Origin of the sequence: Paraburkholderia silviterrae, assembly GCF_004353915.1 — a bacterium.
GTDB classification, from domain to species: Bacteria; Pseudomonadota; Gammaproteobacteria; order Burkholderiales; family Burkholderiaceae; genus Paraburkholderia; species Paraburkholderia silviterrae.
The window spans coordinates 640,058-652,889 of sequence record NZ_SMRP01000002.1 but is presented as its reverse complement, the minus strand read 5'-3'; the positions used below and the strand labels follow the sequence as shown (position 1 = coordinate 652,889).

Here is a 12,832-nt window from a genome sequence, read left to right as displayed (position 1 = left end):
GGGGCGCCGCGGCTGCGAGCCCATTTCGCTCAGGCCGCGGACGCCTGCACGATGCGCTGCAGCAATGTGTCGTAATCGGCAGGCGCTGGCGCGCTGGTGTCGAACACGATGAGGCCGTCGAGCTGCGCGCCCTGGGGCTCGAAGCGCCGTTTGCGATAGCTCTTCCAGTGCGCGAGCTTGTAGGCATCGTCGGGGTGGGCGCGCGCCACGATGCGCTGGCGCGCCGTTTCCTCGTCGGTGCGCACCCAGACAGCGGCGAGCCCCACGTCCGCCGCCACCCCCAGCCACGCTCGATCGAGCAGGCGCCGCTCGCGCACCTCCGCCGAAAGCGGCCCGACCGCAATCACGCTCACGCCCAGCGCAAGATTTTCACGCGCGGTGTCGAGCATGCCCTGATATTCGGGGTCCCGCAGATGCTGGAGAAATAGCGGACTATCGCGGTCGCGCGGATCCTGGCCGAGCGCGGCGAGCGTCGCGGCGCCGGTGCGTCCGTACAGCGTGTCCTTGTCGAGCAGGCAGAACGGCTCGCCGGTTGCGCGGGCGAGCGGGGCGATCAGGCGTTTGGCGAGCGAGGTCTTGCCGGTGCCGGCGTGGCCGCAAAAGAACACCAGCCGTGTCACGAACGACGGTCCTGGACCGGGTCCGCCTGTGCGCCGCCGGCTTGATTGGCTTGATTGGCGAGAACAGCTTGATCGGCTTGACCAGTGAGAACGGCTTGATCGTCAAGGGGCGACGGCGCTACGCCCTGGCCATCGAGGAGTTTGCCGTTGGCGTCGAGCCACATCACATTGATGATGCCAAAACCGAGCGCCACGCCGATGCCGAGTATCCACGTGAAGTACCACATCGCCTGCATTCTCCTCGCGTGACGCGATGACTGAGCGGGATTGAGCCCGCTTCCGAAGCTTATACCATCGGTGCGCGGCGTGGCCCGGCGCCCGCGCCCGCGCGCTGTCCGGTGACGGCATGCGATGCGCAATGTGCGGCGCCTCGCGCGGGCAGGGCGCGGCGTGCGTATATCATGGGCGCACACGGACCAGGACGCCGCCGGCGGCGAGGATCGACGTACGGCGCGCGGCACGAAAGCATCAAAAAACCGACGAGGGGATCGCGCCCATGCCATCGCGCGTGTTCAAAGTGAGGTTGGGTTCAGCCGCGCTGACGGCCGCACTCGTGGCGGCGGCCGCCCTCGCGCTGACGCTGGCGCTGGGCGGCTGCGCCGAAGAGCGCGCGCCGCCCGTGCCCTTCAAGCCCGTGCCGGCCGAGCGCATCGTCAAGCCGGGCTATACGCAGGCCGGCGAAGGTCTCGTCGCCGTCGACGTGCGGCGCGAGCGCACGAGCAACGTCATCGTCAAGTTCCGCGACGCGCCGGTCTATATCGATGGCGAGCAGGTCACCGACCTCATGAACGGCGAGCACGTCACGTTCTACCTGTCGCCCGGCGTCCACCGCATCGGCGTGACGACGCAGTTCGATCCTGTGGTCGAGCTGCGCTTTCTTGTCGATCCGCGCTACACGAACCGTGCGAGCGTAACCTTCGACAAGGATCATCGCATCACCCTTCGTCGGGTCGCGCAGTAAGCGGGCGGCCGGCTGGTCCTCGTGCAAGCCCCGCGCGGGCGCGGGCAACACGCGCTCCAGGCCGGCAAGCGCCGCCCGCGTGCCGCCTCGCAGATCGATGCAACGCTAAACTTGGCGGATCGATCAACTTGAGGACACGCGGCGCGCTCACTCTCCCCAGCCGCGCCGCCGGGACGAACACGACACATGCTCATCAATTGCGCCGCGTACCAGGGCGGCAAGAAACTGGCCGATATCGGCATCGAGGCCATCAGCGACTATCTCCAGAAACCCGAATGCTTCGTCTGGGTCGCGCTCAAGGACCCCGACGCGGGCGAGATGGCCGCGATGAAGGAGGAATTCGGCCTGCACACGCTCGCCATCGAAGACGTGATGAACGGCAAGCAGCGCCCGAAGATCGAGGAATACGGCGACACGCTCTTCGCCGTATTCCATACGATCGAGCTCGACGAGGAGGGCGAGATCGTCACCGGCCAGGTGAACGTGTTCGCGGGCTCGAATTTCGTGCTCTCGGTGCGCCATCGCGCGCAGCAGGGCTTCCAGGACGTGCGCGCGCGCTGCGAGCGTGAACCGGAGCTGCTCAAGGAGGGCGCCGGCTTCGTGCTCTACGCGCTCATGGACAGCGTGGTCGACCGCTACGCGCCGGTGCTCGAGAAGCTCTCCGGCGAGATCGAGGACCTGGAAGACCGCATCTTCGAGAAGCACACGCTCGCGCAATCGCGCGCCATCATCGAGGATCTCTATTCGATCAAGCGCCGCCTCGTGATCCTGGAGCACCACATCACGCCGCTCGTCGACGCCGTGGGCAAGCTCGTGGGCGGGCGCATTCCGCAGGTCTGCGTCGACATGCAGGCGTACTATCGCGATGTCTACGACCATCTCGTGCGCGTGTCCAACCTGGTCGATGCGCGCCGCGAAATGATCGTGACGGCGATCCAGGTGAATCTCGGCATGATCTCGCTCGCGGAAAACGAAGTGACCAAGCGGCTCGGCTCGTTCGCAGCCCTCTTCGCCGTGCCGACCATGATTGCGGGTATCTACGGGATGAACTTCGCAAATATCCCCGAACTGCATTTCGAGTATGGTTACCAGGTTTGCCTCGCCATGATGGTGGTGATCGACGTCGTGCTGTTCATCCTGTTCCGCCGCGGTGGGTGGCTCTGAGGTCGATGCGCATGGCGGCTGCTGCGCCGCAGCGCGGCGCACAGCGGCCGGCGCCATTGACATCGCCGATTGCGCGCCCCGAGAATGGGGCGCCTGAAAACGTTTGCGCATAACCAGAAATACGGCCCGACCGGGCCCGACAACCGGAGACACAAACGATGAACTCCCGCATTCGCCGGCGCGTTCTTGGCGCCGCAGCCGCACTTGCCACCGTTGCCTTCGCGGCCACCATGCCGCTTGCCGCTCACGCCCAGTCGGCGGCCGGCCACAAGCCGAAAGTCGCGCTCGTCATGAAGTCGCTCGCCAACGAGTTCTTCCTCACCATGGAGAACGGCGCGAAGGACTACCAGAAGCACAATGCGTCCGAGTTCGACCTCGTGACCAACGGCATCAAGAACGAAACCGACACAGCCGCGCAAATCCAGATCGTCGAGCAGATGATCGTCTCGAAGGTCGACGCCATCGTGCTCGCGCCGGCAGACTCCAAGGCGCTCGTGCCGGTCGTGAAGAAGGCCGTGGATGCGGGCATCATCGTCGTGAACATCGACAACCGGCTCGATCCCGACGTGCTCAAGTCCAAGGACCTGAACGTGCCGTTCGTCGGCCCCGACAACGCCAAGGGCGCGCGCCTCGTCGGCGAGTATCTGGCGAAGAAGCTCAAGGCGGGCGATCAGGTGGGCATCGTGGAAGGCGTCTCGACCACCACCAACGCGCAGCAGCGCACGGCGGGCTTCAAGGACGCGATGCAGGCCGTGGGCGCGAAGATCGTCTCGGTGCAGTCGGGCGAATGGGAAATCGACAAGGGCAATGCGGTCGCCTCGGCCATGCTCAATGAATATCCGGACATGAAGGCGCTCTTGTGCGGCAACGACAACATGGCGATCGGCGCCGTGTCGGCGGTGCGCGCGGCCGGCAAGCAGGGCAAGGTCTACGTGGTGGGCTACGACAACATCGACGCCATCAAGCCGATGCTCAAGGATGGCCGCGTGCTCGCCACCGCCGACCAGTACGCCGCCAAGCAGGCCGTATTCGGCATCGACACCGCGCTCAAGGCGCTCAAGGGGCACAAGAAGCAGTCGGATCTCTCGGGCGTGGTCGAGACGCCGGTCGTGCTCGTGACGAAGGATGCCGTGAAATAAGGCGGCAAAATATGCACGCCGAATCGTTTGGCGTGCGTTTATCGCGCGAGCGCTTTTCGGGCCGCCTTTTCGGGTCGCGTTTTGGTGTAATAAGCGCTCAAGAAAAGCGCCGCGCCGCCGTTATTTGTACCGTGATGGCCGCGCCAGCGAGCGAGCCGCCGTGGTGTGCCGCTTCACCGGTGGCCGGGCGCTGCGCAAGCCTGCGCTACCGCCGCGGGATCCGGGCGGCGCGGCACCCGAGAACAGGATCGTGATGGAAGCAATTGCCCCCGACGCCCAGCCGGGCGCATCCGCCCAAGGCGCGGTGCTGACGGTGACGGGCGCCGGCAAGACCTACGAGCAGCCGGTGCTCGCCGACGTCAGCCTCGCGCTGCACGCGGGGGAGGTGCTTGCGCTCACGGGCGAGAACGGCGCGGGCAAGAGCACGCTCTCCAAGATCGTGGGCGGGCTCACGGCACCCAGCGCCGGCAGCATGACGCTGATGGGCGAGCCCTATGCCCCGGCGAGCCGCAAGCAGGCGGAAGCGCTTGGCGTGCGCATGGTGATGCAGGAGCTCAACCTGCTGCCCACGCTTTCGGTTGCCGAAAACCTGTTTCTGAACCGCTTGCCGCGCCGCTTCGGGCCGCTCGGGTGGACGGGCTGGATCGATCGCACGCGGTTGCGCGAAGACGCCCGCGCCGCGATGGCGCAAGTCGGACTCGAGGCGATCGACCCCGACACGCTGGTGGGCGAGCTCGGCATCGGCCACCAGCAGCTCGTGGAGATCGCGCGCAACCTGATCGGCGACGAGGCGCAGGGCGCCGCGCCGTTGCGCGTGCTGATCCTCGACGAGCCCACCGCGATGCTCACGGGCCGCGAGGTCGAGCTGCTGTTCGAGCAGATCGCCCGGCTGCGGGCGCGCGGCGTTGCGCTCGTCTACATCTCGCACCGGCTCGAGGAGCTCGAGCGCATCGCGCAGCGCGTGGCGGTGTTGCGCGACGGCCGGCTCGTGCGCGTGGATGCGATGGCCAGTCTCACGCCCGAGCGCATTGTCGCGCTGATGGTCGGGCGGGAGCTCGGCGAGCGCATCGAGCTGGGCGAGCGGCGCATCGGCGCGCCGCTGCTCAAGGTGGATGGGATCGGCCGCGCGAGTGTCGTGCGCGATGTCTCGTTCGAGGTGCGCGCGGGAGAGATCTTCGGCGTGTCGGGGCTGATCGGCGCGGGGCGCACCGAGCTCATGCGCCTCATCTACGGCGCCGACGCGAAGGATCGCGGCACGGTCGCGCTCGCGGGCACGCCGGGCGCGCCGCCCGTGCCGGTGCGCATCGACTCCCCGGTGGATGCGGTGCGCCACGGCATCGCGCTCATCACCGAGGACCGCAAGGGCGAGGGCTTGTTGCTGCCGCAACCGGTGGCTGCAAACGTGTCGCTAGGCAACGTGGGCGCCGTGGCCCGCTATGGCGTGGTGGACGCCGCGCGCGAGAACGCGCTGGCCGGTGCGCAGATCGACGCCTTGCGCATCCGCACGTCCGGCCCCGGCCAGAGCGTGGGCGAGCTTTCGGGCGGCAACCAGCAGAAGGTGGTGATCGGCCGCTGGCTCGCGCGGCGCAGCACCGGCGCTCAGGCCGCCAAAGGTGTAAGCGGCAGTGTGCACGGCGTGCGCGTGCTGTTGTTCGACGAACCCACGCGCGGCATCGACGTGGGCGCGAAATTCGACATCTACGCACTGATGGGCTCGCTCGCGCGCGAGGGCTGCGCGCTCGTCGTGGTCTCGAGCGACCTGCGCGAGCTGATGCTGATTTGCGACCGTATCGGCGTGATGTCGGCGGGAAAAATGACGGCGATCTTCGCGCGCGGGGAGTGGACCCAGGACGCACTGCTTGGCGCCGCCTTCGCGGGCTATCGCGCCGAAGACGCGATGCTCGCCGACGCCGCCGACCTGCCCGAGCTGAAAACTTCCGTGCCCGCGCAGCGGCCCGGAGACCGCGTTCAATCGCCGCCGCCCGATGGGCGAGGAGGAAGCGCTTCATGACGAATCCACCGTTGCGCGAACAACCAGGAGAGCCCGCAGAGCCGGCACGGTCCGCGCCGCCCGGCAGCGCTTCGCACGCCGCCGCGACGACGGCCGCGAGCGCCAAACCCGTCGGCACGCGCTTTGGCTTTTCGAATTATCTGGGCCTCGCGCTCGCGCTGGTCGCGATGATCGTACTGTTCTCGCTGCTGAGTTCGCACTTCCTGACTTACGATACGTTCAGCACGATCGCGAACCAGATTCCCGATCTCGTCGTCATGTCCGTGGGCATGACATTCGTGCTGATCATCGCGGGCATCGACCTCTCGGTGGGCTCGGTGCTGGCGCTCGGGGCGTCGGTGGTGAGCGTGGCCGCCCTCAAGTGGGGGCTCGGCGCGCTGCCCGCGGCGCTCGTCGGGCTGCTGGCCGCAGCGGCCACGGGCACGCTCACGGGCGCGGTCACGGTGGGCTGGCGCATTCCGTCGTTCATCGTCTCGCTCGGCGTGCTGGAGGCCGCGCGCGGCCTCGCGTACCAGATGACGAATTCGCGCACGGCCTATATCGGCGATGCGTTCGACTTCCTTTCGAATCCGCTTGCGTTCGGCATCTCGCCCGCGTTCCTGATCGCCGTGGCGGTCATGGTGATCGCGCAACTGGTGCTCACGCGCACGGTGTTCGGCCGTTACCTGATCGGCATCGGCACCAACGAGGAGGCAGTGCGGCTCGCGGGCGTCGATCCGCGCCCGTACAAGATCGTCGTGTTCGCGCTGATGGGCGCGCTCTCGGGGCTTGCCGCGCTGTTCCAGATCTCGCGCCTCGAAGCCGCGGATCCGAACGCGGGCGTCGGCCTCGAGCTGCAGGTGATCGCCGCCGTGGTGATCGGCGGCACGAGCCTGATGGGCGGGCGCGGCTCGGTCATCAGCACGTTTTTCGGCGTGTTGATCATTTCCGTGCTCGCGGCGGGGCTCGCGCAGATCGGCGCGAACGAGCCGACCAAGCGCATCATCACCGGCGCGGTGATCGTGGTCGCGGTGGTGCTCGACACGTATCGAAGCCACCGCAGCCGCAAGCGCGGCGGGAAGTGACGCGGCAATGGATGCAAGCGTCAGGATGTGGCCGCGCGCAGGGTGGCGAATGGAGTCACTGAAGCCGTAACTGCGGCAGTAACTGCGGTAGTAACTGAAGCAGCGAGTGAAGTAGAAGCACGAAGGGGTTAGAAGAAAAAAACGAGAGCGGCCGGGTAAACGACTAACCGACCGGTGCGCTCACCGAGGGCCATCGCCGTGCAAAGCCGCCTCCAATAACAAAAAAGAGGCGCGGCCGTGCGGCGGCAGCAGTAGAAAACGAGCAGGACGAAGCAGGAGCAACAGCAAAGATGGCGACGATCAAAGATGTGGCCGCCGTGGCGGGGGTGTCTTTCACGACGGTGTCGCATGTCGTGAACAATTCGCGGCCGGTGTCGGCGGACGTGCGGGCCAAGGTCGAGCAGGCGATTCGCGACCTCAACTACGTGCCGTCGGCGGTCGCGCGCTCGCTCAAGGCGCGCTCGACGGCGACGATCGGGCTCGTGGTGCCCAACGGTACGAATCCGTACTACGCGGAGCTCGCGCGCGGCGTCGAGGACGGCTGCGCGCAGAAGGGCTACTGCGTGTTCTTCTGCAATTCCGATGACGATCCGCTCAAGCAGCGCAACTATCTGCGCGTGCTGCAGGAAAAGCGCATCGACGGGCTGATCGTGGCGTCGGCGGGCGACGATGCCGTGCTCGCGGCGACGCTTGGCGAAACGCGCGAGCCGATCGTCGTGGTGGACCGCAACATCGAAGGCCTGAACGCCGATCTCGTGCAGATCGACCACGAACGCGGCGCATGGCTCGCGACGCGCCATTTGCTCGAGCTCGGGCACTCGCGGATCGGCTGCATCACGGGGCCGGTCAGCGCGGCAGTGGCCGCGATGCGCATGCACGGCTTCCTGCGCGCGATGGCCGAGCGCGGCGTCGAGATCGCGCCGGGTGCGATCGTCGAGGCCGACTTCTCGGGCACGGGCGGCTACCGCGCCGCGGCGCAACTGTTCGACACCGTGCGCCCCAGCGCGATCTTCGCCGGCAACGACATGATGGGCATCGGGGCGCTGCGCGCGGCCGCCGAGCGCGGCCTGCGGGTGCCCGCCGACTGCTCGATCATCGGCTTCGACGACATCGAGCTCGGCCAGTTCACCTGGCCCGCGCTCTCGACGGTCGGCCAGCCGGCGCGAGCACTCGGCGAGATGGCGGCGCTCACGCTGATCGAGCGGATTGGCGCACCCGGGCATGAGCGCAACGACGCAACGGTGCTGCGGCGCGTGATGGCGCCGCAACTCTTGCCGCGCGAATCCACCGCGCCGTGGTGCGGCGCCTGTAAGCCGGCGACGCGTGCGGCCTGAAGCGCGGTCTGAATCGCGTGCACGAGCGCGTGCATAATCGGCCGACTGGATCTTGCACAGGAGGCAAACGAAGTGGCGATTGACGAAACCCGGCGCTCAGTGACGCAAACGGCGGCGCAAGCCGGCACCCAAGACCATGCCCGGCACGACGCCAACACGGCGCGCGGCCGCGTTGCGGTAGTCGGCAGCCTGAACATGGATCTCGTCGCGCGCGCGCCGCGCCTGCCGCGCCCGGGCGAGACGCTCGCGGGCAGTGCCTTTGCGCAGGTGGCGGGCGGCAAGGGCGGCAACCAGGCGGTCGCGGCGGCGCGTCTTGGCGCGCGGGTGGCCATGATCGGCTGCGTGGGCGCCGACGCCAACGGCGAGCTGCTGCGCGCAGGGCTCCTTGCCGAAGGCATCGATTGCGGCGCGCTCGATACCGCGCCGCAGGCACCGACCGGCGTGGCGCTGATCGTCGTCGACGACGCGAGCCAGAACGCCATCGTGATCGTGGCGGGCAGCAACGGTGAAGTGACGCCCGCAACGCTCGCGCGCCACGAGGCGGCGCTCGCGGCCGCCGACGTCGTCGTCTGCCAGCTGGAGACGCCGCCCGCCGCGGTGCACGCGGCGCTCGCCGCCGCGCGCCGGCTCGGCAAGACCACCATCCTCAATCCCGCGCCGGCCACCGGCCCGCTGCCGGCCGAGTGGCTGCCGCTCATCGATTACCTCGTTCCCAACGAACTCGAAGCCGCGACGCTCACGGGCCTGCCGCTCGCCACACCCGAGGACGCCGCGCACGCCGCGCTGGCGCTGCATCGCGCGGGGGCGCGCAACGTGCTGGTGACGCTCGGCGCGCAGGGGGTCTGCGCGCTGCTGGGTGAGGGGGGCGCGCAGGCATCGGACGCGGCGGGCGCGCCTTCGCCCGTGCACTGGCCCGCGCCCAAGGTGGCCGCGCTCGACACGACGGCGGCCGGCGACACGTTCATCGGCGCCCTGGCCGCCCGGCTCGCCGCCGGCGAGGCGCCCACACAGGCGATCCAGTTCGCGCTGCGCGCGGCTTCGATCTCCGTGACGCGCGCAGGCGCGCAACCGTCCATTCCTCGGCTGGAGGACATGGGGCGCTGAAACGGAGCCCCTGGACCCGGTGCGCCTTCGCGTTGGGCGGAGCGCCCGCGCGTCATCCAGGGGTTGTAATTTATTCGTCAGGAATCTCGCCCAATTCTTCACACCATATAATAATTTCAAGCCTCCCAAACGTTTGCCGTAAACCCATTCAGGGCAGCAGCCCGCAATCTGGAGCGCAGCAAGCCGCTTCACGGCAAGCACGGGAGAGCAATGAACAACGGCATCAGCATCAAGGCGCGCATCGGCCTCACGATGGGTTTCCTGGCGGCGCTCATCGTCGCCATCAGCGCGGTGGGGCTGTTCGGCCTGACGCGCTCGAACGAGGCATATCGCGCGACCTACACCAATCAGATGCCGAGCAGCCATGCCGTGAACATGGCCGAGATCTATGCGGCGCGCGAGCGGCTCGCGCTCGACCGCGCCGCGTTCCAGATCGGCACGCCCGACGTGGCCGCCACGCTCGCGCGTGCGCGCATGCTGCGCGGCGTCTCGGACGATTACTGGAAGAAGTACCTGAGCTTGCCGCGCGAGCAGGAGGAAGTGCGTCTCATGCAAGACGTCGGCGAGCGCCGCACGGCGTTTCAGCAGGCCGCTGACGGTTTTTCCGCCGCCATCGCCGCGGGCGACCAGAGCAAGGTGATTGGCGGCGCCAACGCGCTGCAGAGCGCATACAGCGCGCTTTCGCAGGCCGATCTTGCGCTCGACAAACTGCAGGACACGCTCGCGCGAGCAGGCTTCAACGACGCGGAGTCGGCATTCGGCGCGTTGCGCATCGCAGCCATCGCGGCGCTTTTGATCGGCATCGGCGCTGCGGTGCTTTCGTTTCTCACGCTGCGCCGCGCGATCTCGGAACCACTTCGCGAGGCGCTCGGCGCCTTCTCCGCGATCGCCGCGGGCGATCTGCGCCGCCCCGTCGTGGTGCGCACGCGCGACGAGATGGGCGAGCTGCTCGGCGGCGTCGCGCGCATGCAGCACAGCCTCGGCGACACCGTGCGCTCGGTGCGCATGGGCACCGAGGCGATCGCCACGGCCACGCGCCAGATCGCGGCCGGCAACATCGATCTCTCGTCGCGCACGGAGGAGCAGGCCTCGGCGCTGCAGGAAACCGCGTCCAGCATGGAGGAGCTCACCGGAACCGTGAAGCAGAACGCCGAGAACGCCCGCCAGGCGAGCGCGCTGGCCGCCAGCGCCTCGGATATCGCTAACAAGGGCAGCCGGGTCGTGAGCGAGGTGGTGGGCACGATGGGCGAGATCAACGAGAGCTCGGCGAAGATTGCCGACATCATCTCGATCATCGAGGGCATCGCCTTTCAGACCAACATTCTCGCGCTCAACGCGGCCGTGGAAGCGGCTCGCGCGGGCGAGGAGGGGCGCGGCTTCGCGGTCGTGGCGGGCGAGGTGCGCAGCCTCGCGCAGCGTTCGTCGGCGGCGGCCAAGGAGATCAAGGGGCTCATCGACACCTCGGTCGAGCGCGTGCACGCGGGCTCGGCGCTCGTCGACGAGGCGGGCCGCACGATGGCGGAGATCATTGGCGCGGTGCAGCGCGTGACCGACATCATGGGCGAGATCGCGGCGGCCTCGCAGGAGCAGTCGAGCGGCATCGACCAGGTGGCGCGCGCCGTCACGCAGATGGACGAAGTCACCCAGCAGAACGCGGCACTCGTGGAAGAGGCCGCCGCCGCGGCGCAGTCGCTCGAAGACCAGGCGAGCCGGCTGCGCGCCGCTGTCGCCGTTTTCAACGTCGACGATTCCCACGCGCCGCCGGCGGTGCAAACCGCAAAGCGTGCGAGTTCGCAGGCCGTAATCGAGCCCAATATGCCGCCCGTCGGCGCGCAGCCCATCGCGCGCCCGGCCGCGAAGTCCGCTGTGCGCGTCGCGGCGCCTGCGCCGCGCAGGCCCGCGCTCGCCACGACCCGCCTGGCTGCGAGCGTGCCTGCACGCGCAGCCGCAAGCACCACATCGGTGCCGACTTCGGCGGCCACAGCGGTGGCCGGATCAAACGACGACTGGGAAACCTTCTGACGCAAGGCTGCGGCGTCTTCATGCACGTCGCGCGAGCCGCCATGGCCGTATCCGCCCCGCGCGGGTGCAGCGGCGTTATTTCTGGCCACAAGGCCAATGCATGCGCGGTGCGATGCCGGTTACGGTACATTGTGAAACTTGTCACGCGCGCGGACGGGGTCGCACGGTACACTGCGCTGCGCTTCGGTGCCGAAGCCAATCTGACGCGCCACGCACCGCAAGCGCGCGGCAGGTCCGGGCGCAGCGGGACGCTCCCGCGAAGCCGAAGCGCCTGGGCGAGGCGCTTCGCAGTGCAACACGCACCGCATTGCCATGGCGCGACATGACGCAAACATGCCGGCTGAACGCGAGAGACCTGCGCTGCCGGCGCACGAACTCCAGGAAAGGACCCAGACATGACACGTGACGATCTCGCGCAGCGCCTCGTGGCGGCGCGCCGCCGCCATCAGATGATCGAGACGCTGGCGCCCGAGTGCCTGCCGCCCGACGCGGCCACGGCTTATGCAATCCAGCAGGCCGTGCTCGCCGGGCTGGGCACGCGCACGGGCGGCTGGAAGATCGGCGCGCGCACACCCGGTGGCCCGGTTTCCGGCGCCCCGATCGCGGCCACGCACGTGCACGCCTCGCCCACGCGCGTCGAGCGCCAGTCGTTCTTCCGGGTGCTCGTTGAGCTCGAGATCGCCTTTCGCTTCGCCGAGCCGATCGCGCCGCGCGCCGACGCCTATGCGCGCGACGAGGTGCTCGCGCTCGTCGGACAAATTCTTCCCGCCATCGAAATCGTCGACAGCCGCTTCGCCGAATGGCCAAACGTCGCGCCGCTCGCGCAGCTCGCCGACGCGCAGAACAATGGCGCGCTCGTGACCGGCCATGCGCAGCCGTACGGGGCGCTCGCGCGGGCGCTCGACTTCGTCGCTCCCGAGCTCGAGCTCGCCTTCGACGGCGTCTCGCTCGTGCCGGAAATGGCGGGCAATCCGGCAGGCGATCCGCGCGAGCTGCTGGTCTGGTTCGTCAACCATTGCGCCGCGATGGGGATCACCATCGAGCCCGAGTGGACCATCACCACGGGTTCCTACGTAGGGGCGCACCGCATCGAGGGAGCGGGCCTGCTGCACGGCCATATCGATGGGCTAGGCGAGGTCGAGATCGAGTTCGTCTGAGCACCGTGCGCCGGCGGCTTCCATGCAGGGGCCGCACCACGCTTCGGCCTCCATGTGAGATCGACGGCCGTCACGCATTGCGCGCGACGGCCGTTTTCGTTGGCGCGAAGGCGCACATGAGAAGCGATCGTCTGCGCAACCTGTCACGCGTGCCATATTCGCAGGCGTAAATTGAAACGATGAATAGGGACGGCGATGCTTTTTGCAACGTCCGCGCAATACCCATTCGAGCCACGGGAAAGCCACTACTGACGAA

10 protein-coding genes and 1 pseudogene are annotated in these 12,832 nt (G+C 68.3%); 9 read left to right on the top strand and 2 right to left on the bottom strand.

Going from position 1 to position 12,832, the window contains the following annotated elements:
* Window positions 1-29: 29 nt before the first annotated feature.
* On the bottom strand, window positions 30-620 hold the full coding sequence (locus EYW47_RS07155) for a P-loop nucleotide/nucleoside kinase family protein (RefSeq protein WP_133194133.1): 591 nt from the start codon (window positions 618-620) through the stop codon (window positions 30-32).
* A gap of 113 nt (window positions 621-733) precedes the next feature.
* Window positions 734-847 (bottom strand): annotated as a pseudogene (gene cydX, locus EYW47_RS07150) (cytochrome bd-I oxidase subunit CydX); the annotation flags it as partial.
* A 269-nt stretch (window positions 848-1,116) separates the two neighbouring features.
* On the opposite strand from cydX, the gene EYW47_RS07145 reads away from it, so the two are divergent.
* The 9 genes from EYW47_RS07145 to EYW47_RS07105 all read left to right on the top strand — a co-directional run bounded on the left by EYW47_RS07145 (window position 1,117) and on the right by EYW47_RS07105 (window position 12,576).
* The gene (locus EYW47_RS07145) at window positions 1,117-1,581 is read left to right on the top strand and encodes a hypothetical protein (RefSeq protein WP_133194132.1); all 465 of its coding nucleotides are present in this window, start codon (window positions 1,117-1,119) and stop codon (window positions 1,579-1,581) included.
* 186 nt (window positions 1,582-1,767) lie between these two features.
* Complete coding sequence (gene corA, locus EYW47_RS07140; protein WP_133194131.1) at window positions 1,768-2,745, top strand: magnesium/cobalt transporter CorA; 978 nt, start codon at window positions 1,768-1,770, stop codon at window positions 2,743-2,745.
* A 158-nt stretch (window positions 2,746-2,903) separates the two neighbouring features.
* Window positions 2,904-3,884, top strand: coding sequence for a sugar ABC transporter substrate-binding protein (locus EYW47_RS07135; protein ID WP_133194130.1), 981 nt, complete (start codon window positions 2,904-2,906; stop codon window positions 3,882-3,884).
* A 253-nt stretch (window positions 3,885-4,137) separates the two neighbouring features.
* Window positions 4,138-5,895 (top strand): sugar ABC transporter ATP-binding protein, encoded by a 1,758-nt coding sequence (locus EYW47_RS07130; protein WP_133194129.1) that lies wholly within the window; start codon window positions 4,138-4,140, stop codon window positions 5,893-5,895.
* Complete coding sequence (locus EYW47_RS07125; protein ID WP_133194128.1) at window positions 5,892-6,959, top strand: ABC transporter permease; 1,068 nt, start codon at window positions 5,892-5,894, stop codon at window positions 6,957-6,959. Before EYW47_RS07130 ends, EYW47_RS07125 begins: the two co-directional genes overlap by 4 nt.
* 290 nt (window positions 6,960-7,249) lie before the next feature.
* Window positions 7,250-8,293: a LacI family DNA-binding transcriptional regulator gene (locus EYW47_RS07120; RefSeq protein ID WP_133194127.1), complete on the top strand. Its 1,044-nt coding sequence runs from the start codon at window positions 7,250-7,252 to the stop codon at window positions 8,291-8,293.
* Window positions 8,294-8,392: 99 nt separating this feature from the next.
* Window positions 8,393-9,397, top strand: a complete 1,005-nt coding sequence (gene rbsK, locus EYW47_RS07115) for a ribokinase (protein WP_165976513.1) — start codon at window positions 8,393-8,395, stop codon at window positions 9,395-9,397.
* 210 nt (window positions 9,398-9,607) lie between these two features.
* Window positions 9,608-11,419: a methyl-accepting chemotaxis protein gene (locus EYW47_RS07110; RefSeq protein WP_133194126.1), complete on the top strand. Its 1,812-nt coding sequence runs from the start codon at window positions 9,608-9,610 to the stop codon at window positions 11,417-11,419.
* Between the two features lie 395 nt (window positions 11,420-11,814).
* On the top strand, window positions 11,815-12,576 hold the full coding sequence (locus EYW47_RS07105) for a 2-keto-4-pentenoate hydratase (RefSeq protein WP_133194125.1): 762 nt from the start codon (window positions 11,815-11,817) through the stop codon (window positions 12,574-12,576).
* Window positions 12,577-12,832 lie beyond the last annotated feature (256 nt).

Excerpts from the sequence above, each read along its gene's own strand:
- EYW47_RS07105 (WP_133194125.1), top strand. The coding sequence starts at position 11,815 with ATGACACGTGACGATCTCGCGCAGCGCCTCGTGGCGGCGCGCCGCCGC.
- EYW47_RS07110 (WP_133194126.1), top strand. The coding sequence starts at position 9,608 with ATGAACAACGGCATCAGCATCAAGGCGCGCATCGGCCTCACGATGGGT.
- EYW47_RS07135 (WP_133194130.1), top strand. The coding sequence starts at position 2,904 with ATGAACTCCCGCATTCGCCGGCGCGTTCTTGGCGCCGCAGCCGCACTT.
- corA (WP_133194131.1), top strand. The coding sequence starts at position 1,768 with ATGCTCATCAATTGCGCCGCGTACCAGGGCGGCAAGAAACTGGCCGAT.
- EYW47_RS07130 (WP_133194129.1), top strand. The coding sequence starts at position 4,138 with ATGGAAGCAATTGCCCCCGACGCCCAGCCGGGCGCATCCGCCCAAGGC.
- EYW47_RS07125 (WP_133194128.1), top strand. The coding sequence starts at position 5,892 with ATGACGAATCCACCGTTGCGCGAACAACCAGGAGAGCCCGCAGAGCCG.
- EYW47_RS07120 (WP_133194127.1), top strand. The coding sequence starts at position 7,250 with ATGGCGACGATCAAAGATGTGGCCGCCGTGGCGGGGGTGTCTTTCACG.
- EYW47_RS07145 (WP_133194132.1), top strand. The coding sequence starts at position 1,117 with ATGCCATCGCGCGTGTTCAAAGTGAGGTTGGGTTCAGCCGCGCTGACG.